Raw genomic sequence first — 21259 nt, forward strand, 5'->3', positions numbered from 1 at the left:
TGCTTCGTCCCGTTTATCCATTATCGCCTGACAAATTGTGCGCTTTGTCGCGTAAATCTTGGAGGGCAAATGACGGGTAAAGCATGTTGACGTTTTAATCACTCGCCTGATACTGTTGCACTAATACAACGGGTGTCGACAAGGCATGCGCTATGATGGAATGGTCAATCAGGCCAATGCATTGGTTGGCAAGGGGCACTGGCTCTGTCGCGTAGTACGGTTGGCGATGGTCGGGATGCCTGAAAAAGCCCTCGGCCTGGTACCGGAAGTAACATGTTGGAACTTGATGGAATGTGAAACGGTCGTTATAGTGCCGCTTCCGGTGCCGTTTGAGCACCGAACCGGCGCACGAATGACGGTCGTTATGCAGCCTTCAAGCTTATCGGTGCAATAGCGTGCCGATACCGATATGAATGTTCCCCTGACCGGAACAGCAATGTGGCAGGTGGAGACCTTGCCCTCACTCATAAAAAGCGCTCTGCTAGAGCGCAGCTCGAGATGCATAGGCTGTATTACTTTTTGCTTCAAAAATTAAAGGAAATCGCAATGAAAAAAACTCTGATCACCCTGGCAGTTCTGGCAGCAGCCACTGGCGTAGCCCAAGCTCAATCGAGCGTTGTCATCTACGGTACCGTTGACGCTGGTTTCGTCAGCGAGCGCGGCGGTGTTAACGGCAACGTTAACAAACTGGACAGCGGCATTGCTTCGGCTTCCCGTATCGGCTTCAAAGGCACCGAAGATCTGGGCAGCGGCCTGTCGGCACTGTTCGTTCTGGAATCGGGCTTCGGCGTTGACAACGGTCAACAAGACGTTGCTGGTACCTTGTTCAATCGTCAAGCTTACGTTGGTCTGAGCAGCAAAACGACCGGTACCTTGACCCTGGGTCGTCAATACACCCCTTGGTACAACACCCTGTCGAAAGTTGCTGATCCATTCGCAGCTGGCTACGCTGGTTCCGCTAAAAACTTGTTCCCAGCGAACACCCGCACCAGCAACACCGTGCTGTACACCTCGCCAAACTTCAACGGCTTTGACGCTGACGTGGCTTACACCTTCGGCGAAAACGCTGAGTCGAACAAAATCGGCCGCAAAATCGGCGCGTCGGCTGGCTACTCGAACGGTCCTCTGAACGCTCGTATCGCTTACAACAACACCAGCAACGACACCGCGCTGACCGAAACCGGTAGCGGCCGTAACTGGTTGGCTGCAGCTAACTACGACTTCGCAGTTGCTAAAGCTTACGTCGCATACGGCGTGAACAAAGGCCAAAACAGCGCCATCCGCAACAACGGCAACGTTAACGCGTTTGACTACACTTCGGCTGGCTTCAGCACCGACAGCACCACCGCTCTGATCGGCGCAACGGTACCAGTTGGTCCAGCAGGCACCGTGATGGCTTCGATCATCCACGTGAACGACAAAAACAGCGCAAACGCCGATGCTAACCAGTTCTCGCTGGGCTACTCGTACGCTCTGTCGAAGCGCACCAGCACCTACGCTTCGTACGCTAAAATCTCGAACAAAAACAACGCTGGCTACACCGTTGGTAACAACAGCAATGTTGGTACGGGCGACAAAGCCTTCAACGTTGGCGTTCGTCACTCGTTCTAATATTCGCGCAAGCGAAGCTTAGTTCCGCTGCCAGCATCCCTTCGGGGATGCTGATAAGCAAGGAAACGCGTCTCCAGGCTAGTCCTGGCGGCGCGTTTTTGCATTGGCGGCGCCAGTTATAATGGCGCCGTTACTCAAGTAAAGGAATGCCATGTATTCATACACATCGCCGCGCCTGGCTGCCATGCTGGCCGCGCTGCTGCTGGCTGGCGCCACGGGCGCCGCTGCCGCTGCCGTCAAGGGCAAGAAGCCGGCCGGACTGGAGCGCTACGGCGTGGCCGTCTACTCCGACCTGTGCCTGCAAAAGGATAGCGGCGAAATCGGCGGCCAGCGCGTCACCTTGCACCGCTTTGCCGAGGCCGATTCCGTCATCTATGAATTCACGGCCGGCGCGCTGAGCTGGCCCATCGTGGCCAACGACGTCAACCTGGACGCCGCCACGGGCGTTTTCGACTTCACCATCGCCGGCGCCGACAGCGAAGAGCGTACCATCGTCGGCAAGTTTTCCAAGGATGGCCAGACCCTGACCCTGGAAGGCGATTACTGCGGCGGCAACGTGCGCATGCCGATGAAATTGAGCCGCGTGCGCGATTTCGGCCGTCCCCTGAAAAACTGCACGCCATGCCCGCCGATGCCGCAAGCGCCGGCCGAGCCAGTGCCTGCCGAGGAAAGCGCGACTGTGCCCGCAGCCTGAGCGATTGCCGCTGTCAAAAAGAAAAAGGCCCGGTATCGACCGGGCCTTTGTTATTTGCAGCGTTGCAAGGAGCTTATTTGGCCGCCTGCGCCTTTTCCGCCGTGGCGCGGATGGTGGCCAGGGTCGCGTTCGGCGTGATCAGGTTGCCGTCGTAGCGCAGCTCGATCAGGGCCGGCAAGTTGTGCGCCTTGGCGTGCGCCAGCGCCCGTTGCAGGGCCGGGGCGAACTCTTCCGTCGTATTCACCACTTCGCCATGCGCGCCGTACGCTTGCGCCAGTGCCGCGAAATCCGGGTTGTGCAGGGTCGTGCCCGACACGCGGCCCGGGTAATCGCGCTCCTGGTGCATGCGGATGGTGCCGAACATCTGGTTATTGAAGACGATGATGACCACGCCCGCCTGGTATTGCACGGCCGTGGCCAGTTCCTGGCCATTCATCATGTATTCGCCATCGCCGGCAAACGTGATCACGGTGCGTTCCGGATGGACGATCTTGGCCGCCACGCCTGACGGCACGCCGTAGCCCATGGCGCCGTTGGTTGGCGCCAACTGGGTGCGCATGCCGCCGTAGCGGTAGAAACGGTGGGCCCACGAAGCGTAGTTGCCGGCGCCATTCGTCAGGATGGTGTCGGGCGGCACTTGCGCCATGATCTCCTGCGTCACTTGCCACAGGTCCAGCGGCGCCTGGCCATCCTGGAAGATGGGCGGGCGCTCCTGGTAGGCGGCCAGCTCGGCCTTGGCTTCGGCCGGCGTATGTTTCCATGCGGAAGCATCGACGGGGGCCATGGCGGCCAGCATGGCGCACACTTGCGGCATGCCGCTGTTGATCATCAGCTCAGCTTGGTAGACGCTGCCCAGTTCCTCTGCATCCGTATGGATGTGCACGAGGCGCTGGCGCGGCACGGGCGAATCGAACAGGGTGTAGCCGCCCGTCGTCATCTCGCCCAGGCGCGGGCCGATGGCGATCACCAGGTCGGCATTTTTCACGCGCGCGGCCAGTTTCGGGTTGATGCCGATGCCGACGTCGCCGGTGTAGTTCGGGTGTGCATTGTCGAGCAAGTCCTGGAAGCGGAAGGCGCAGGCGACGGGCAGGTGGTTGCTTTCCGCGAACTGCTGCAGGTCGGCGCAGGCCTGCGGCGTCCAGGTGGCACCGCCCAGCAAGACCAGCGGCTGCTTCGCGGTGGCCAGCATGCCGCGCAGTTGCTGCATTTGCGCGTCGGATGGTGCCGCCTGCACCGGCTGGTAGGCGCGCGTGTCGGCCACCGTGGCCAGCGAGATCAGCATGTCTTCCGGCAGGGCCAGCACGACGGGGCCGGGGCGCCCGCTGGTGGCCACCTGGAAGGCGCGCGCCAGGTATTCGGGGATGCGCTCGGCGCGGTCGATCTGCGCCACCCACTTGGCCATCTGGCCATACATGCGGCGGTAGTCGATTTCCTGGAACGCTTCGCGGTCGACGAAATCGTTGCCCACCTGGCCGATGAACAGGATCATCGGCGTGGAATCCTGGTAAGCCGTGTGCACGCCGATCGAGGCATTGGTGGCGCCCGGTCCGCGCGTGACGAAGCAGATGCCCGGCTTGCCCGTCAGCTTGCCGTAGGCTTCGGCCATGAAGGCGGCGCCGCCTTCCTGGCGGTTGATGATGAAGCGGATGCCCGAGTCGTGCAGGGCGTCGAGCACGTCCAGGTAGCTTTCGCCAGGCACGCCAAAAGCGGTGTCGACACCGTGGATCTGCAGGGCATCGACCAGGATCTGGCCGCCGGTACGGGATTGTTGCGTCATGTTCGGCTCTTTATATTCTAGTGGGTGGCAAAGAAATGGGGCAAGCGGTGCGCATGCGCCTGCATGCAAGCAGCTTGCCTCATTCTATGTGAGCCGATTTGGCCCGGCTTTTGAAATGGCGACACCGAATTACACAATCCCCCGGCCGGTGCGGCGCGCTTTTGCAGAAACATGCTGCGGCGCGGTACAATGGCGGGTGAAGCAGGCCAGACAGTCGCTGGCCGGCGCAGCAATGCGCTGGCGGGAGGAAGGTCCGGACTCCATAGAGCGGGGTGACGGTTAACGGCCGTCCGCTGAAAGCCGCAAGGTATAAGGCGAGGAATAGGGCCACAGAGACGAGCGTATTAAGTTACGGTGAAACGCGGTAACCTCCACCTGGTGCAATTTCAAATAGGCACGCGATGATGCTGCTCGCGGAGCGTGCGGGTAGAAAGCTTGAGCGCCCGAGTAATCTGGCGCCTAGAGGAATGACTGTCATAGCGCCGACCTGCAAGGGAAGACGCCGTAACAAAATCCGGCCTATCGGCCTGCTTCACTTGAATTCCTGCTCCCTGGTCTGCCAGGGAGCATCTCGGACGCAGCAGCTTTGCCTGCTGCGCGCCAACCAAAAAGCCCCCGCAACGGGGCTTTTTTTGTTTCTAAAAATAGTGCGGCGAAGATAAAGTTGTATATACAACTAAAGTGAACAATTGGTTAAAGTTTCTTGGCTCTAATTAATTGCTGCATTGCAAAAATAGTTTTCCCGCGTCAGGTCAACCCCGTAAAACAGGGCCGGTACGCGCCGTGGACGATTATTTTTTGCTTTAAACCAAGTCTTTCACTGCGCTGGATTGCTGTTGTGCCTGGATAAGGAAATTATTGTCATGTGTCAACTAACTGTAAAAAATTCAATTATTTGATTTCGTTTTTTTCGATGTTTACGGTAGGAAAACACATGTGTGCAGATGAGGTAGCACATTCACTATCTTTCATAAGTATCTAATTTATCGATATATTTTTATTTGAGACTCCTTCAACGATATGCGCTAAGTCCTTAATTTCATTAATAAAATTCCTGTTTTGCCAATCGGAAACCGCTTGACCACTATCTTTGCTTCCTCTAAAGTGGGCAACTGTGTGAAAAAGTGTGTTTTTGTGGGAAATTTTCCCTTTTTATCGTGATGCGCAAGCATCGCAACCCAAGCTCAAAAAAGGTCTTCCGTGTTTCAAGGCGCGTCCGCAATCAATCTCGATGCCAAAGGCAGGATGTCTATCCCTGCCAAGCACCGTGACGCGCTGGCGATTCAATGCGAAGGCCGTTTGACCCTGACCAAACACCCCGATGGCTGCCTGCTGTTTTTCCCCCGTCCCGTGTGGGAAAGCCACCGCCAGCAAATCGCCGCCTGGCCCATGTCGGCGCGCGCCTGGCAGCGCATCTTCCTCGGCAACGCCGTCGACGTCGAGCTGGACTCGGCCGGCCGCGTGCTGATCTCGCCCGAATTGCGCAACGCCGTCGGGCTGGCGCGCGAAGTGATGATGATCGGCATGGGCAGCCACTTTGAAATATGGGATGCCGCCAAATTGGCCGACAAAGAACAGCAGGCGATCGATGCCGGCACCCCCGATGTACTTTCCAATTTTTCTTTCTAAGGCTCCGTAATGACACAACTCACGGTGCCGGAATTTCAGCATCGCACGGTGCTGCTCGATGAAGCGGTCGATGCCCTTGACCTGACGGGCGACCGCGCGCACGGCGTTTACGTCGATGGCACGTTTGGCCGCGGCGGCCATAGCCGCTTGATTTTGTCGCGCCTGGCCAATGACGCGCGCCTGATCGGCTTCGACAAGGATTTGCAAGCGATTGCCACGGCCGAACAGATCGCCGACCCCCGTTTCCAGATCGTCCATGACAGCTTTGCCACCATGACGGCCAGCCTGGCCGAACGCGGCGTGCGGCAGGTGGACGGCATTTTGCTCGACCTGGGCATCTCGTCGCCGCAGGTTGACGACGCGGCGCGCGGTTTCAGCTTCCGCAACGACGGACCGCTGGACATGCGCATGGATACCACGCGCGGCATCTCCGCGGCCGAATGGCTGGCGGTGGAAACCGAGCAGAATTTAGAGAAAGTGATACGCGATTATGGGGAAGAACGGTTTGCTTTTCAGATTGCAAAGGCGATTGTTGCTGGCCGGGCAGTCCAGCCAATTTCAAGCACACGACAGCTTGCCGGCATCGTGGCAGGCGCCGTCAAGACCCGCGAGAAGGGTAAGGACCCCGCTACCCGCACCTTTCAGGCCATACGCATTTTCATTAACAAAGAGCTCGAGGATCTCGAGATCGGCCTGAACCAGGCGTATGCCTGCCTGGCGCCCGGCGCGCGCATGGCCGTGATCAGCTTTCACTCGCTGGAAGACCGCATGGTCAAGCGCTTCTTCGCCTCGAAGGCGAACGTGGAGCAGCCTGACCGCCGCCTGCCGATCCGCGCGGTCGACTTGCCGCAGCCGGAAATGACGCTGATTTCGAAGATGAAGCCGTCCGACGCCGAGATCGAGGGCAATCCGCGCTCGCGTTCGGCCGTGATGCGCGTGGCGCAGCGTTTGCCGCTGGCCTCCCCTGCAAATGGCGGCGCCCGATGACTGGCAAGCTGTGTGTCGTGCTGTCGGCCCTGCTGGTGTGCTGCGGCCTGTCGCTGGTGAACGCGCAGTATCAGTCGCGCCACCTGCTGATCGACCTGGAACGCGCGCAAGCGCTGTCGCGCCAGCTCGACATCGACTGGGCGCAACTGCAGCTGGACCAGTCCACTTTGGGCAAGCATGAACGCATCGAATCGATCGCGCGGCGCGACCTGAGCATGACGCCGCTGACGGCGGCGCGTACGCAATACCTGACGGAGGGCGAATAATGAAGTTGGGCGGTAATAGCAACGGCCGGGTGGCGGCATCGAAAGGCGTGCCATTCTCGAAGAACCCCGTACTGGCGGTGCGTCTGCCTGTCTGGCGTTCGCGCGTCGTGCTGTTCCTGCTGTTCTTCGCTTTCGCCGGCCTGGGCGCGCGCGCGCTGTGGCTGCAGGGCGTGTCGACGCAGTTCCTGCAAAAGCAGGGCAAGGCGCGCTATGAGCGCACGCTCGAATTGCCGGCCACGCGCGGCAAGATCACCGACCGCAATGGCCAGGTGCTCGCTTCGTCCGTGCCCGTGAAAGCCATCTGGGCCATTCCCGACGACGTGCTGCAGGCGTCGCCCGAAAAAATCAATGCGCTGGCCGGCCTGCTGGAAATGAACGTCAACGAATTGCGCAAGAAGCTCGATTCGGACCGCAGCTTCGTTTACCTGAAACGCCAGGTCGAGATGGACGTGGCCGACAAGATCTCCAAGCTGGGCATCGACGGCATCGACGAGCGCAAGGAATACAAGCGCTTCTATCCGCAGGGCGAAGTGATGACCCACGTGGTCGGCTTTACCAACGTGGAAGACGTGGGCCAGGAAAGCATGGAACTGGCGCAGCAGAAAACCCTCGTCGGCACCACCGGCAGCCGCCGCGTGATCAAGGACCGCCTGGGCCACATCGTCGAAGACATCGGTTTCATCCACGAACCGCATGACGGCAAGGACCTGACCCTGTCCGTCGACAGCAAGATCCAGTACATCGCCTTCACGCAGTTGAAGGAAGCGGTGGAGAAATTCAATGCCAAGGCCGGCGGCGCCGTGGTGCTCGACGTGCATACGGGAGAAGTGCTGGCCCTGGCCAATTACCCGAGCTACGACCCGAACGACCGCCGTAAGCTCACGGGCCAGCAGCTGCGCAATCGCGTCATGACCGATACCTTCGAGCCAGGTTCGACCCTGAAGCCGATCACGGTCTCGCTGGCGCTCGACACGGGCCGGGTCAAGCCGGGCACCCTGATCGACACGGGCCCGGGCCGCTACACCATCGCCGACCGCACGATCACCGACACCAAGCCGCACGGCGTGATCAATGTCTCGGAAATCATCGAGATGTCGTCGAACATCGGTACCTCGAAAATCGCGCTGGGCATGCCGTCGCAGGAAATGTGGGAAATGTTTACCAAGGTGGGCTTCGGCCAGCAGCCGAAATGGGGCTTCCCCGGTGCCGTGGCCGGCCGTGTGCGTCCATACAAATCGTGGCGCCCGGTGGAACAGGCCACCATGAGCTACGGTAACGGCATTTCCGTCTCGCTGATCCAACTGGCGCGCTCTTACATGATGTTCGCGCGCGATGGCGACACCATTCCCCTGTCGTTCCAGAAGGTCAATGAACTGCCCGTGGGCCAGCAGGTGATCAAGCCGAAGACGGCCGCCGAAATGCGCGCCATGCTCGAACTCGTGGTCTCCGGCGCGCACGGCTCGGCCAAGCGCGCCCAGGTTGCCGGCTACAGAGTCGGCGGCAAGACGGGTACCGCCTATAAAGTGGAAAACGGCCGCTATGCGATGCCGCGCAAATACATCGGCTCTTTCGTGGGCATGGTGCCGATGTCGGCGCCGCGCTTCATCATTGCCGTGATGATCGATGAACCGACCGGCCCAGCCCACTATGGCGGCCAGGTTGCCGCTCCCGCTTTCGCGGCGATTGCGACCAACGCGCTGCGCGCGATGAACGTACCGCCCGATTCCTCCGTTACCGAAATCGTGGTCCCGGCCAATGCCGGCCCGGAGGCCATGTGAAGTCACTCATGACCATACAAGACATCAGTTTGTGGATCAAAACGGCTGCCCCGTCCGGGCAGCTGACGTCCGATTCGCGCCGCGTGCAGCGCGGCGACGTGTTTTTCGCCTATGCGGGCGCCACCGATTTCATCGCCGCCGCCATCGAGCAGGGCGCCGCCGCCATCGTGCATGACGCCGTGGAATGGAACGCCGCATGGAGCCAAGTGCCGCACCTGCTGGTCAGCGACCTGAAACGCCTGGCCGGCCCCGTGGCGCATGCTTTTTACGGCATGCCCGACAGCGCCATGTTCAGCGCCGGCGTGACGGGCACGAATGGCAAGACCTCGTGCGCGCTGTGGCTGGCGCAAGCGCTGGCGCGCCTGGGTGAAACATCGTCCGTCATCGGGACGTTGGGCGTCGGCCTGTGCAAGCCGCGCGGCGCCATCGAATTCGACGTCACCGGCTACACGACGCCGGACGCCGTGCTGCTGGCGCGCAAACTGGCCGCGATGCGCGACGCCGGCGCCAAGGCCGTTGCCATCGAAGTGTCGTCGATCGGCCTGGACCAGGACCGCGCGGCCGGCATGCATTTCGACGTGGCCATGTTTACCAATCTGACGCGCGACCACCTCGACTACCATGGCGACATGGCGGCTTACGAGGCGGCCAAAGTCAAACTGTTCGACTGGCCCGGCCTGAAAACGGCCGTCATCAACCTGGACGACCCCATGGGCCTGCGCCTGGTGCGCCACGTGGATGGCAAGCTGTCCGGCGAATATCCGGTCATCGGCTACACCTTGCAGGATGCGGCAGCCTTGCCCGACTTGCCGGGTGTGCTGATGCTGCGCGCCAGCCAGTTCCGCAGCCGCAATGCCGGCACCGACTTCCATCTGGAATGCCCGCTCGGTGTGGCGCTGGTCAAGACGCAGCTGGTGGGCCACTTCAATATCAGCAACGCGCTGGCCGTGCTGGGCGCCTTGCTGGCGCACGGCACCGGCCTGCGCGCGGCCATCGACGGCATCGAATCGCTGCAGCCGGCCCCGGGCCGCATGCAGCAGGTGGGCGGCCAGGAAGCGCCTATGGTCGTCATCGATTACGCGCATACGCCGGACGCATTGGAAAAAACCCTGGCTGCCTTGCGCCAGGTGGCGCAGGAGCGTGGCGGCCAGCTGTGGTGCGTGTTCGGCTGCGGCGGCGACCGCGATCCGGGCAAGCGTCCGCAGATGGGCGCCATCGCGCAGCTGGCCGATCACGTGCTGGTCACCAGCGACAATCCGCGCAGTGAAGATCCGCACGCCATCATCGCGCAGATCGTCGCCGGCATGCGCGCAGACGGCCCGCAGCCGCAAGCCATCGAAGACCGCGCCGCCGCCATCCTGTCGGCCATCAAGCACGCGGCCAAGCCGGACGTGATCCTGTTGGCGGGCAAGGGCCATGAACCGTACCAGGAAATCAAGGGCAAGAAACTGCCGTTCTCCGACGCCGACCATGCGCAGCTGGCCCTGTCCGCGCGCCTGACGATGATGAGGACGAACTGATGGATCGCCTCATGCATGCAAGCCTGACGGAACTGATGCCATCGCTGCAAGGCGCGCAGCTGACGGGCGACGCCGTTTTTGACGGCGTCTCGACCGACAGCCGCAGCGCCCCAGCCGGCTCGCTGTTCGTCGCCCTGCGCGGCGAGAGTTTCGACGCCCACGACTTCCTCGACCAGGTGGCCGCGCGCGGCGTCGCCGCCGTGGTGGTCGAGCGCCTGCCTGATGGCTGGGACAGCGGCAAGGTGCCGGCCATCGTGGTGGCCGATACCCTGGCCGCGCTGGGTGGCATCGCCAACCATTGGCGCGGCCGCTTCAATGTACCCGTCATCGGCGTCACCGGCAGCAATGGCAAGACCACCGTCAAGGAGATGATTTCAGCCATCCTGGCGGCGGCCTTCGGCGAAGAGGGGCGGCTGGCCACGCGCGGCAACCTGAATAACGAGATCGGCGTGCCACTGACCCTGTTCCGTCTGAATGAAGAACACAAGGCGGCCGTCATCGAGATGGGCATGAACCATCCGGGCGAGATCGCCCGCCTGGCCGCGATTGCCGCGCCGACCCTGGCGATGGTCAACAACGCGCAGCGCGAACATCAGGAATTCATGCATACGGTGGAAGCCGTGGCGCGCGAGAACGGCGCCGCGCTGGCTGCCCTGGCAGACGACGGCGTGGCCGTCTTCCCGCATGGCGACGAATTCACGCCCGTGTGGCGCGAGCTGGCCGGCGCGCGTGCCGTCATCACCTTCGGCCTGTCGAAAGACGCCGACGTCAGCTGCACGCACCGCGCCGCCGAGGATTTTGGCAGCGACCTGTTCGTCAGCGTGCGCGCGCAGGACGGCAGTCTGCGCCAGTTCTTTGTCGGCTTGCAGGCGGCCGGTGAACACAATGTGCGCAATGCGCTGGCGGCCGTGGCATGCGCCGTCGGCGCCGGCATCGCCATCGAACATATCAAGCAGGGCCTGGAGGCGTTTTCTCCCGTGAATGGCCGTCTGCAGAAAAAACGTGCCGCCAATGGCGCCACCATCATCGACGACACATATAACGCCAATCCGGATTCGGCGCGCGCGGCCATCGATGTGCTGGCGCAGGCCGCGGCACCGCGCATCCTGGTGCTGGGCGAAATGGGCGAAGTCGGCACGCAGGGGCAGCAGTTCCACGAAGAGATCGGCGCCTACGCCGCCGCCAAAGGCATCGAACACGTGCTGGCGACGGGCGGCCTGGCGCGCCATCTGGTCAATCCGGCGCAAGCTGCCGCGAGCCAGGAATCAGGCACGGTCGTGGAGTATTTCGAACAGTTCGACGGTTTGCTGGCGGCGCTCGATGCGCATTTGTCCGGCCGTTCGGATGCAACAGTATTAATCAAGGGCTCCCGTTTCATGAAGATGGAACGGGCCGTGCAGCATTTGATTGATTCAAACAACAATAACAAGGAAGCTCACTAATCATGCTGCTCTGGCTCGCTCATTATTTCCAGGACGACATTGGCCCATTGCGGGTCTTTAACTTCATCACGTTCCGCGCCGTCTTCGCCACCTTGACGGCGATTTTGATCGGCCTGTGCGCCGGTCCCGCCGTGATCCGCATGCTCACGCGCATGAAGGTCGGCCAGGCTGTGCGTACGGACGGCCCGCAAACGCATCTGAAAAAACACGGCACGCCCACCATGGGCGGTGTGCTGATCCTCATCGCCATCGGCATTTCCACCCTGCTGTGGGCCGACCTGTCGAACCGTTTCATCTGGCCGGTCTTGATCGTCACCCTGGGCTTTGGCGCCGTCGGCTGGGCCGACGACTACCGCAAGGTGGTGCACCAGGATCCGGAAGGCATGCGCTCGCGCGAAAAATACTTCTGGCAGTCGCTGATCGGCATCGTCGCCGCGTTTTACCTGGCGTTTTCCGTCTCCGTGTCGGAACCCGACGCGGGCCACGTGTGGAATCTGATCTACGCCTGGGTGCAGTCGGGCTTCGCCATGGACCTGCCGCCGAAGGCCGACCTGATCGTACCGTTCTTCAAGACCATCAGCTATCCGCTGGGCGTGTGGGGCTTCATCGCGCTGACCTATTGCGTCATCGTCGGCACCAGCAACGCCGTCAATTTCACGGACGGTCTCGATGGCCTGGCCATCATGCCAACCGTGATGGTCGGCACGGCCCTGGGCCTGTTCGCTTACCTGACGGGTAACGCCACGTATGCGCGCTACCTGTTCATCCCGCACATCCCGGGCGCCGGCGAACTGGTGATCTTCTGCGGCGCGCTGGCCGGTTCCGGCCTGGCTTTCCTCTGGTATAACACGCACCCCGCGAAAGTGTTCATGGGCGACGTGGGCGCACTGGCACTGGGCGGCGCACTGGGCACCATCGCCGTCATCGTGCGCCAGGAAATCGTCCTGTTCATCATGGGCGGCATCTTCGTCGTTGAAACGCTGTCCGTGATCATCCAGGTCGTCTGGTTCAAGTACACGAAGAAGCGCTATGGCGCCGGCCGCCGCGTCTTCCTGATGGCGCCATTGCATCACCATTTTGAACAAAAAGGCTGGAAGGAGACGCAGGTTGTCGTGCGTTTCTGGATCATCACCATGATGCTGGTGCTGCTCGGCCTGACTACCTTGAAGCTGCGCTGATGATGTACGACGCTAAAACCGCACTGGTACTGGGCCTCGGCGAATCGGGGCTGGCCATGGCCCTGTGGCTGGCCCGCAGCGGTGCGCTAGTCCGCGTGGCAGATACAAGGGAAACCCCTGAGCGCCTGGCCGCGTTGCAGGCCGCCGTGCCGCAGGCACAGTTCATCGCCGGCGCCTTCACGGCCGACCTGCTCGATGGCGTCGATTTCGTCGCCGTCAGCCCTGGCCTGGCGCCGGGCCGCGAACTGGCGCACATCGCCCCGGCCGCGCAGGAAAAAAATATCCCCGTGTGGGGCGAGATCGAACTGTTCGCGCAGGCGCTGGCCGCGCTCAAGGCGGAACGCGGCTATGCGCCGAAAGTCATCGCCATCACGGGCACGAATGGCAAGACGACCGTCACCAGCCTGGTAGGCCTGCTGTGCGAACGCGCGGGCCTGGCCACGCGCGTGGCCGGCAATATCAGTCCGGCCGCGCTCGACGTGCTGCGTGAAGTGCTTGATGCCGAGCCTGCGCCGCAGCCCGTGGAAGCAGACGCTGAAGCGGCCGAACCCGCCGCCAGTACCTTGCCGCAAGCGTGGATCCTGGAATTGTCCAGCTTCCAGCTGCACACGACGTTCAGCCTGCAGGCCGATGCGGCCACGGTCTTGAACCTGTCGCAGGACCACCTGGACTGGCATGGCGACATGGCCGCCTACGCAGCCGACAAGGCGCGCATCTTCGGCGAGCAGACCGTGCGTATATTGAACCGCGACGATGCGGCCGTCATGCACATGGCCGATCCGCTGGCCGAGACGATCACCTTCGGCACGGGCGAACCGGTGGACGTGGACAGCTTTGGCCTCGTCAATGAACGCGGCATCTTCTGGCTGGCGCAAGCCGTGCCCAGCGAAGAAGTGATCGAGAAAAAGCGCAAGAAGAACGATCCGGCACCGGAACCGGTGCCGACGATGGCGAAAAAACTGATGCCGGCCGATGCGCTGAAAATCCGCGGCCAGCACAATGCGTCGAATGCGTTGGCGGCGCTGGCCCTGTGCCGCGCCATCGGCTTGCCATTCGCGCCGCTGCTGCACGGCTTGCGCGAATACCAGGGCGAGCCGCACCGCGTGGAGCTGATCACGGCCGTCAATGAAGTCGAATACTACGACGACAGCAAGGGCACGAACGTGGGCGCGACGGTGGCGGCCCTGTTCGGCCTGGGCAAGGCGTTTGGCGGCGCGGAACAGCGTCTGGTGCTGATCGCCGGCGGCGACGGCAAGGGACAGGATTTCTCGCCGCTGGCCGAACCCGTGTCGCGCTACGTGCGCGCCGTGGTGCTGATCGGGCGCGATGCGCCTGCGCTGCGCGCGGCCCTCGAGCCGGCCGGCGTGGACATCGTCGACTGCGCCACCTTGCCGGAAGCCGTCAAGCGCGCCAGCAGCCTGGCGCTGGCCGGCGATGCCGTGCTGCTGTCGCCCGCGTGCGCCAGCCTGGACATGTTCAAGAACTATGCGCACCGCGCGCAGGTGTTTGTCGACGCCGTGCGCGACATCGCCCTGGAAAACGGACAGGATATCTGATGGCCTTCCAACTGCCCTTCAGCTTTGGTTCCGGCTCGGCTGCCAAGCCGCTGGATAGCCGCGCGCGGCAGTCGAAGATGATGGACTACGACAAGCCGCTGGTGTGGGTAGTCCTGCTGCTCATGTTGCTGGGCATGGTGATGGTGTATTCGGCGTCGATCTCGCTGTCGGACGCGCGCAAGTTTGCCGCCTATACGAACAATTACTTTGTCGTGCGCCAGGCGCTGTTCATCGGTATTTCGATCATCGTTGGCGCGCTGGTGTTCCGCATCCCCGTCGCCACCTGGCAAAAGATCGCGCCGTGGCTGTTCATCGGCACCCTGGTGCTGCTGGTGATGGTGCTGATACCGGGCCTGGGCGTGTCGGTCAACGGCGGTCGCCGCTGGCTGAACCTGCCGGGCCTGCGGCCGCAGCCGTCCGAGCTGATGAAGGTGGTGATGGTGTTGTACGCGGCCGACTACACGGTGCGCAAGCAGGAATACATGCACAAGCTGACCAAGGGCTTCATGCCGATGGCGCTGGCCGTTAGCTTCGTCGGCCTGCTGCTGCTGATGGAGCCCGACCTGGGCGCCTTCGGCGTGATCGTCTGCATCGCCATGGGCATTCTGTTTTTGGGCGGCGTCAACGCCATCTGGTTCGGCGGCATCGGCGCCATGCTGACGGCGATCTTCGTCACCATCATCGCCTTGTCGAAATTCCGCCGCGAGCGGTTTTTTGCGTATCTCGACCCGTGGCAGGAAGACAATGCGCTGAACAAGGCTTACCAGCTGACGCACTCCTTGATCGCCTTCGGACGCGGCGAACTGTTTGGCGTGGGCCTGGGCGGCAGCGTGGAAAAACTGCATTACCTGCCCGAAGCGCATACGGACTTCTTGCTGGCCGTGATCGGCGAGGAACTGGGCCTGGTCGGCGTACTGATCGTGATCGGCATGTTCTACTGGATTATCAAGCGGGCGTTCGACATCGGCCGCCAGGCGATCGCCATCGACCAGACCTTTGCCGGCCTGACTGCGAAGGGCATCGCCATCTGGATCGGCGTGCAGACCTTCATCAACATGGGCGTGAACCTGGGCCTGCTGCCGACCAAGGGCCTGACCTTGCCCCTGATGAGTTATGGCGGCACGGGCGTACTGATTAACTGTATCGGCCTGGCGATTTTGCTGCGCATCGATTACGAAAACCGGATCCTGATGCGCGGAGGCCGGCTATGAACAACGTGACGAACTTGAAGACGACGAAAAGACTGATGATCATGGCGGCCGGCACCGGCGGCCATATCTTCCCGGGCCTGGCGATTGCACAGACCATGCGCGCGCGCGGCTGGGAAGTGAGCTGGCTGGGCACGACCCATGGCATGGAACAGGATCTGGTGCCGAAGAGCGGCATTCCCATGGACGCCATTGCGTTCTCGGGCATGCGCGGCAAGGGCCTGGCGCACACGGTCAAGGGCGGCTTCAAGATGCTGGCCAGCTTCTTTGCCATCCGCCGCTTCATCGCCAGCCGCAAGCCGGACGTGGTGATGGGCATGGGCGGCTACGTCACTGTGCCGGGCGGCCTGATGGCGCGCCTCAAGGGCGTGCCGCTGGTGCTGGTCAATGCCGACGCTGCGCTGCTGTTGTCGAACAAGACCCTGGTACCGCTGGCGCAGCAGGTGTGCTTTGGTTTCCCTGCCGATTTCGGCAGCGCCGCGGGCAAGGCCGTCGTCACGGGCAATCCCGTGCGCGCCGAGATCCTTGCCATGGCGCCGCCGGCGCTTCGCTTCGCGGGCCGCAGCGGACCGTTGCGCATCCTCGTCGTGGGCGGCAGCCTGGGCGCGAAAGCGCTGAACGACAATCTGCCCGCCGCGCTGGCGCTGATGCCGGAGGGCGAACGCCCGCTGGTGACGCACCAGTCGGGCAAGAAGAATATCGACGCCCTGCATGCCGCGTATGCGCAGGCGGGCGTGCAAGCCAATGTGGTCGACTTCATCGACGACATGGCCAGGGCATATACCGAGGCCGACCTGGTGATTTGCCGCGCAGGCGCGATCACCCTGTCGGAATTGACGGCGGCCGGCGTGGCCAGCGTGCTCGTGCCGCTGGTGGCGTCGACCACCAGCCACCAGCGCGACAACGCGCAATGGATGGCGAAACAAGGCGCGGCGATTCATCTGCCGCAGACGGAAATGAGTGCGGCGTCGCTGAGCACATTGCTGGCATCGCTGAGCCGTGATACCTGCCAGCACATGGCGCAAGCGGCACTGGCAGCAGGCAAGCGCGACGCCAATGAGGCGATCGCACACGTATTGGAAAAACTGGCATGAGGTTAGCTCTGTGAAGCATAAAGTAAACAATATCCACTTTGTCGGCATTGGCGGCAGCGGCATGAGCGGCATCGCCGAAGTGCTGGTCAACCTCGGCTACAAGGTGTCGGGCTCCGACCTGGGCAGCAATGCGGCGACGCAGCGCCTGGCGAGCCTGGGCGCGACCGTCATGCTCGGCCACGCGGCCGAGAACATTGGCGACGCCGATGCGGTGGTCACGTCGGGCGCCGTCCCGCAAGACAATCCGGAAGTGGCGGCCGCGCGTGCGCGCAAGATCCCGCTGGTGCCGCGCGCAGTGATGCTGGGCGAGTTGATGCGTTTGAAACGCGGCATTGCGATTGCCGGCACCCACGGCAAGACGACGACGACCAGCCTGGTCGCTTCTGTGCTGGCGCAGGGCGGTCTCGATCCTACTTTTGTGATCGGCGGCCGCCTGACCAGCGCCGGCGCGAACGCCAAGCTGGGCTCGGGCGACTACCTGGTGGCGGAAGCCGATGAATCGGACGCCTCGTTCCTGAACCTGACGCCGATGATCGAAGTGATCACGAATATCGACGCCGATCACATGGACACCTACGAGCACGATTTCGAAAAGCTCAAGCAGGCCTTCGTGCAATTCACGCACCGCTTGCCTTTCTATGGCCGCGCCATGCTGTGCATCGACGATCCGCACGTGCGCGCCATCATCCCGTCCGTCACCAAGCCCGTCACCACCTACGGTTTCGCGGAAGACGCGCAAGTGCGCGCCATCAACGCACGCGCCGTGGGCCTGGAAATGCACTTTACCGTGCTGCAGGAAGGCTATCCGGATCTGGACGTGGTACTGAACCAGCCTGGCATGCACAATGTGCAGAATGCCTGTTCGGCGATCGCCATCGCGCGTGAAATCGGCATCGCCGATAGCGCCACGCAGCAAGGCCTGGCCGAGTTCTCCGGCGTGGGCCGCCGCTTCACGCGCTATGGCGACGTGGCGCTGCCGAACGGCGGCAGCTTCGCGCTGGTCGACGATTTCGGCCATCACCCTGTAGAAACGGAAGTGACCCTGGCCGCCGCGCGCGCCGCCTATCCTGGGCGCCGCCTCGTGCTGGCGTTCCAGCCGCACCGCTACAGCCGCACGCGCGACCTGTTCGAGGATTTCGTCAAGGTGCTGGGCGCGCCCGACGTGCTGCTCTTGTCGGAGGTGTATGCGGCGGGCGAAGCGCCCATCGTCGCCGCCGACGGCCGCGCCCTGGCGCATGCGCTGCGCGCGCGCGGCAAGATCGAACCGATTTTCGTCGAGTCCATGAAGGACATGGCCGACACCATCATGAGCGTGGCGCGCGATGGCGACGTCGTGCTGACCATGGGCGCGGGCTCCATCAGCGGTATCCCGCAACAACTGACTACGTATCCATCCAACACTGTAAAGGCCTGATGTGAACCAAGCTTCAGCTATCGATGTAAAACAATTGGGCAAGGTTGGCGTCCTGTTCGGCGGCAGCTCGGCCGAGCGCGAAGTGTCGCTGATGTCCGGCACGGGCGTGCTGGCCGCGTTGACAAGCCGCGGCGTGGACGCGCATGCGTTCGACACGGGCGAACGCAGCCTGGCCGAACTGGCCGCTGAAAAATTCGACCGCGTCTTCATCGCGCTGCACGGCCGCTTCGGCGAAGACGGCAGCCTGCAGGGCGCGCTGGAACAGCTGGGCATTCCCTACACAGGCAGTGGCGTGATGGCCTGCGCGGTGGGCATGGACAAGATTTATACCAAGATGATCTGGCTGATGCACGAGCTGCCGACGCCAAGGTACGCGGTGCTCGATGACAGCTCCGACCTGGCCAAGGTCGCCGCGGAACTGGGCTTGCCGCTGATCGTCAAGCCGCCGCATGAAGGTTCGAGTATCGGCATCACCACGGTCAACGAGGCATCGGCCTTCCAGGCAGCCTACGACATCGCCGCCGGCCTCGATGATTCGGTGCTGGCCGAGGAATTCGTCAAGGGCCGCGAATTCACCGTCGCGATCCTGGGCAAGGGCGCCACTGCGCGTGCGCTGCCGCCGATCGAGATCGTCGCGCCGCAAGGCAATTACGATTACCAGAACAAGTACTTCACGGACGATACGCAGTATTTCTGCCCGCCGCAGCTGGATCAGGCGATCGTGGCGGAGATGGAACGCATCGCCGTGGCGGCCTACCGCGCCCTTGGTTGCGAAGGCTGGGGACGGGTCGACGTGCTGATGCGCGCGGCCGACAGCAAGCTGTTCCTGCTGGAAGTCAATACCTCGCCCGGCATGACGGGTCACTCGCTCGTGCCGATGGCGGCGCGCGCGATCGGCATCAGCTATGAAGACCTGTGCCTGGAAATCGTCGCTGGCGCGCGTCTGAAAATGCACAAGGGACAGCACTGATATGTGGCATGACGCTAAAAGCCTCAATACGACTGCCAACGGCTTGCTGGCCGCGGTTCTGGTCGTGTGCGTGGCCGCCGGCGTCTGGTGGGTGTCGCAGCGTCCCATGTTCGACCTGCGCACGATCAAGGTGGAAAGCGCGGACGACAAGGGCCTGCGCCACGTGAATTACCTGACCCTGCGCAGCGGTACTTTGGGCCGCATCAAGGGCAATTTTTTCACGACCAACCTGGAAAGCGTGCGCGGCGTGTTTGAATCGGTGCCTTGGGTGCGCCGTGCCAGCGTACGGCGCGAGTGGCCGAACCAGCTGATCGTGGCGCTGGAAGAACACGAAGCGCTGGGCACCTGGGGCGAGGATGGGCGTCTGCTGTCGGTCAAGGGCGACGTGTTTACGGCGAACGTGGCCGAAGCCGAAGACGACCATGAATTGCCTGCGTTTGCCGGTCCCGATGGCAGCGAAAAAGAAGTATTGGCCACCTACGTGCAGCTGGCAAAGTGGTTTGCGCCGCTGAAGATGGTGCCGGAAACCCTGTCGCTGTCGAGCCGCTATGCGTGGACCGTGAAACTGAATAACGGTATGAGCGTGGCGCTGGGACGCGAGCAGAATCATACGACCCTGAAGGCGCGGGTCGACCGGCTGGTGGGCATCTACCCGCAGCTGGCGAGCCGGCTGGAAAATATCGACACGATCGATATGCGCTACCAGAATGGCCTGGCGCTCAGTTCCGCCGGCCTGGTGATACCGGCCGAAGGCAAGGATGGCAAGCCAGTGATCAAGAAGAAAAACAGCAGTCCGATTAAAAAACCGGCTTAACCGAATACCCAATTAATTAATAGCCCAAAAAACTAGGCGAAAGAAATGACAAAAGACGCGAAAAACCTGATCGTCGGCCTCGACATCGGCACCTCGAAAGTGGTGGCGGTGGTAGCCGAAGTGATGTCCGACGGGCGCCACGAAGTGATCGGGCTGGGCCAGCACGAATCGAAGGGCCTGAAAAAGGGCGTGGTGGTCAATATCGAGGCCACGGTGGAGTCCATCCAGCGCGCGCTTGAAGAGGCCGAGCTGATGGCCGACTGCAAGATCCGCAATGTGTACGCGGGCATTGCGGGCAGCCATATCCGCAGCTTCAATTCCAGCGGCATGGTGGCCATCAAGGACAAGGAAGTGACGGCGACCGACGTGGCGCGCGTCATCGAGACGGCAAAAGCGGTTAACATTCCGACCGATCAGCAATTGCTGCACACGGTGCCGCAAGAGTTCATCGTCGACAGCCAGGAAGATGTGCGCGAGCCTATCGGCATGAGCGGCATCCGCCTGGAGGTGAAGGTGCATATCGTCACCGGCGCCGTGTCGGCGGTGCAGAACATCGTCAAGTGCGTGCGCCGCTGCGGCCTGGAAGTGTCGGACCTGATTCTGCAGCCGATGGCGTCCGCCGATGCCGTGCTCACGCCCGACGAGAAGGAACTGGGCGTGGTGCTGATCGACATCGGCGGCGGCACGACCGATGTGGCGGTATTCTCCGATGGCGCGATCCGCCATACGGCAGTCATTCCCATCGCCGGCGACCAGATCACCAACGACATCGCCATGGCCTTGCGTACCCCGACCGCGGAAGCGGAAGAAATCAAGATCCGCTATGGCGTGGCCAAGCAGGTCCTGGCCGACCCCGGCGAATCGCTGGAGGTGCCTGGCCTGGGCGACCGCGGCCCGCGCAACCTGTCGCGCCAGGCGCTGGCGGCAGTGATCGAACCGCGTGTCGAGGAGCTGTTCGCCATGGTGCACCAGGTGGTGCGCGAATCCGGTTACGAAGGCGTGCTGTCGTCGGGCATCGTGCTCACGGGCGGCACGTCCATCATGCCCGGGATGGTGGAAATGGCGGAAGACATTTTCCTGAAACCGGCGCGGCTTGGCACGCCCGAGTATCGGGGCCAGCTGGCCGACGTGGTGCGCAGTCCGCGCTATGCCACGGTATTGGGCCTGCTGCTGGAAGCGAAGAAGCAATACCTGCGCGGCCACATCGTGACGCGTCAGGACGGCTCGGTGAAGGCAGTCTGGCAGCGCATGAAGGAATGGTTTTTAGGGAATTTTTAAGGGCATGATTTACGCCCGGCAGTACAGGTTTTTTGGCAGCATC

17 protein-coding genes and 1 other RNA gene are annotated in these 21259 nt (G+C 62.4%); 17 read left to right on the forward strand and 1 reads right to left on the reverse strand.

Going from position 1 to position 21259, the window contains the following annotated elements; translation table 11 throughout:
- Positions 1-546 precede the first annotated feature (546 nt).
- Together KO538_RS26135 and KO538_RS26140 are read left to right on the forward strand one after the other, a co-directional pair.
- On the forward strand, positions 547-1611 hold the full coding sequence (locus tag KO538_RS26135; RefSeq protein WP_034748905.1) for a porin: 1065 nt from the start codon (positions 547-549) through the stop codon (positions 1609-1611).
- A 151-nt stretch (positions 1612-1762) separates the two neighbouring features.
- The gene (locus KO538_RS26140; protein ID WP_070305675.1) at positions 1763-2305 is read left to right on the forward strand and encodes a hypothetical protein; all 543 of its coding nucleotides are present in this window, start codon (positions 1763-1765) and stop codon (positions 2303-2305) included.
- 73 nt (positions 2306-2378) lie between these two features.
- Here the strand turns inward: KO538_RS26140 and KO538_RS26145 are convergent, their stop codons facing one another.
- Positions 2379-4082 (reverse strand): thiamine pyrophosphate-binding protein, encoded by a 1704-nt coding sequence (locus tag KO538_RS26145; RefSeq protein ID WP_219330124.1) that lies wholly within the window; start codon positions 4080-4082, stop codon positions 2379-2381.
- Between the two features lie 198 nt (positions 4083-4280).
- Between KO538_RS26145 and rnpB the strand changes: the two genes are divergently transcribed.
- From rnpB to ftsA, 15 genes are all read left to right on the forward strand, one after another.
- An RNA gene (rnpB, locus tag KO538_RS26150) (RNase P RNA component class A) lies at positions 4281-4620 on the forward strand.
- A gap of 662 nt (positions 4621-5282) precedes the next feature.
- Positions 5283-5711 carry a division/cell wall cluster transcriptional repressor MraZ gene (gene mraZ / locus KO538_RS26155; protein ID WP_034748899.1) on the forward strand — a complete coding sequence of 143 codons (429 nt, stop codon included), beginning with the start codon at positions 5283-5285 and terminating at the stop codon, positions 5709-5711.
- Positions 5712-5720: 9 nt separating this feature from the next.
- Complete coding sequence (gene rsmH / locus KO538_RS26160) at positions 5721-6698, forward strand: 16S rRNA (cytosine(1402)-N(4))-methyltransferase RsmH (protein WP_219330125.1); 978 nt, start codon at positions 5721-5723, stop codon at positions 6696-6698.
- Positions 6695-6964 (forward strand): cell division protein FtsL, encoded by a 270-nt coding sequence (gene ftsL, locus KO538_RS26165; protein ID WP_034748894.1) that lies wholly within the window; start codon positions 6695-6697, stop codon positions 6962-6964. Before rsmH ends, ftsL begins: the two co-directional genes overlap by 4 nt.
- The gene (locus tag KO538_RS26170; RefSeq protein WP_034748891.1) at positions 6964-8742 is read left to right on the forward strand and encodes a penicillin-binding protein 2; all 1779 of its coding nucleotides are present in this window, start codon (positions 6964-6966) and stop codon (positions 8740-8742) included. Before ftsL ends, KO538_RS26170 begins: the two co-directional genes overlap by 1 nt.
- An 8-nt stretch (positions 8743-8750) precedes the next feature.
- Positions 8751-10262 carry a UDP-N-acetylmuramoyl-L-alanyl-D-glutamate--2,6-diaminopimelate ligase gene (locus KO538_RS26175; protein ID WP_219330126.1) on the forward strand — a complete coding sequence of 504 codons (1512 nt, stop codon included), beginning with the start codon at positions 8751-8753 and terminating at the stop codon, positions 10260-10262.
- 11 nt (positions 10263-10273) lie between these two features.
- Positions 10274-11704 (forward strand): UDP-N-acetylmuramoyl-tripeptide--D-alanyl-D-alanine ligase, encoded by a 1431-nt coding sequence (gene murF / locus KO538_RS26180; protein WP_219330149.1) that lies wholly within the window; start codon positions 10274-10276, stop codon positions 11702-11704.
- Positions 11705-11706: 2 nt separating this feature from the next.
- Positions 11707-12882 carry a phospho-N-acetylmuramoyl-pentapeptide-transferase gene (gene mraY / locus KO538_RS26185; protein ID WP_034748886.1) on the forward strand — a complete coding sequence of 392 codons (1176 nt, stop codon included), beginning with the start codon at positions 11707-11709 and terminating at the stop codon, positions 12880-12882.
- Positions 12882-14438, forward strand: a complete 1557-nt coding sequence (murD, locus tag KO538_RS26190) for a UDP-N-acetylmuramoyl-L-alanine--D-glutamate ligase (RefSeq protein ID WP_219330127.1) — start codon at positions 12882-12884, stop codon at positions 14436-14438. The genes mraY and murD overlap by 1 nt, the downstream gene beginning before the upstream one ends.
- The gene (gene ftsW, locus KO538_RS26195) at positions 14438-15649 is read left to right on the forward strand and encodes a putative lipid II flippase FtsW (protein ID WP_034748882.1); all 1212 of its coding nucleotides are present in this window, start codon (positions 14438-14440) and stop codon (positions 15647-15649) included. Before murD ends, ftsW begins: the two co-directional genes overlap by 1 nt.
- Positions 15646-16740 carry an undecaprenyldiphospho-muramoylpentapeptide beta-N-acetylglucosaminyltransferase gene (gene murG / locus KO538_RS26200; protein ID WP_219330128.1) on the forward strand — a complete coding sequence of 365 codons (1095 nt, stop codon included), beginning with the start codon at positions 15646-15648 and terminating at the stop codon, positions 16738-16740. Before ftsW ends, murG begins: the two co-directional genes overlap by 4 nt.
- 10 nt (positions 16741-16750) lie before the next feature.
- The gene (gene murC, locus KO538_RS26205) at positions 16751-18154 is read left to right on the forward strand and encodes a UDP-N-acetylmuramate--L-alanine ligase (protein ID WP_034748872.1); all 1404 of its coding nucleotides are present in this window, start codon (positions 16751-16753) and stop codon (positions 18152-18154) included.
- 1 nt (position 18155) lies between these two features.
- Positions 18156-19124 carry a D-alanine--D-alanine ligase gene (locus KO538_RS26210; RefSeq protein WP_374106891.1) on the forward strand — a complete coding sequence of 323 codons (969 nt, stop codon included), beginning with the start codon at positions 18156-18158 and terminating at the stop codon, positions 19122-19124.
- A gap of 1 nt (position 19125) precedes the next feature.
- Complete coding sequence (locus tag KO538_RS26215) at positions 19126-19938, forward strand: cell division protein FtsQ/DivIB (RefSeq protein ID WP_128141357.1); 813 nt, start codon at positions 19126-19128, stop codon at positions 19936-19938.
- A 45-nt stretch (positions 19939-19983) separates the two neighbouring features.
- Complete coding sequence (gene ftsA / locus KO538_RS26220; protein ID WP_010394955.1) at positions 19984-21216, forward strand: cell division protein FtsA; 1233 nt, start codon at positions 19984-19986, stop codon at positions 21214-21216.
- Positions 21217-21259 lie beyond the last annotated feature (43 nt).

It is taken from the genome of Janthinobacterium sp. NKUCC08_JDC (assembly GCF_019345575.1).
In the GTDB taxonomy this organism is placed as follows: domain Bacteria; phylum Pseudomonadota; class Gammaproteobacteria; order Burkholderiales; family Burkholderiaceae_D; genus Janthinobacterium; species Janthinobacterium aestuarii.

What these genes read in the sequence shown, in the direction of transcription:
- ftsW (WP_034748882.1), top strand. Translation starts at nt 14,438, where the DNA reads ATGGCCTTCCAACTGCCCTTCAGCTTTGGTTCCGGCTCGGCTGCCAAG.
- KO538_RS26215 (WP_128141357.1), top strand. Translation starts at nt 19,126, where the DNA reads ATGTGGCATGACGCTAAAAGCCTCAATACGACTGCCAACGGCTTGCTG.
- murD (WP_219330127.1), top strand. Translation starts at nt 12,882, where the DNA reads ATGATGTACGACGCTAAAACCGCACTGGTACTGGGCCTCGGCGAATCG.
- ftsA (WP_010394955.1), top strand. Translation starts at nt 19,984, where the DNA reads ATGACAAAAGACGCGAAAAACCTGATCGTCGGCCTCGACATCGGCACC.
- KO538_RS26140 (WP_070305675.1), top strand. Translation starts at nt 1,763, where the DNA reads ATGTATTCATACACATCGCCGCGCCTGGCTGCCATGCTGGCCGCGCTG.
- murG (WP_219330128.1), top strand. Translation starts at nt 15,646, where the DNA reads ATGAACAACGTGACGAACTTGAAGACGACGAAAAGACTGATGATCATG.
- rsmH (WP_219330125.1), top strand. Translation starts at nt 5,721, where the DNA reads ATGACACAACTCACGGTGCCGGAATTTCAGCATCGCACGGTGCTGCTC.
- KO538_RS26175 (WP_219330126.1), top strand. Translation starts at nt 8,751, where the DNA reads ATGACCATACAAGACATCAGTTTGTGGATCAAAACGGCTGCCCCGTCC.
- ftsL (WP_034748894.1), top strand. Translation starts at nt 6,695, where the DNA reads ATGACTGGCAAGCTGTGTGTCGTGCTGTCGGCCCTGCTGGTGTGCTGC.
- KO538_RS26145 (WP_219330124.1), bottom strand. Translation starts at nt 4,082, where the DNA reads ATGACGCAACAATCCCGTACCGGCGGCCAGATCCTGGTCGATGCCCTG.
- murF (WP_219330149.1), top strand. Translation starts at nt 10,274, where the DNA reads ATGCATGCAAGCCTGACGGAACTGATGCCATCGCTGCAAGGCGCGCAG.
- KO538_RS26170 (WP_034748891.1), top strand. Translation starts at nt 6,964, where the DNA reads ATGAAGTTGGGCGGTAATAGCAACGGCCGGGTGGCGGCATCGAAAGGC.
- KO538_RS26135 (WP_034748905.1), top strand. Translation starts at nt 547, where the DNA reads ATGAAAAAAACTCTGATCACCCTGGCAGTTCTGGCAGCAGCCACTGGC.
- mraY (WP_034748886.1), top strand. Translation starts at nt 11,707, where the DNA reads ATGCTGCTCTGGCTCGCTCATTATTTCCAGGACGACATTGGCCCATTG.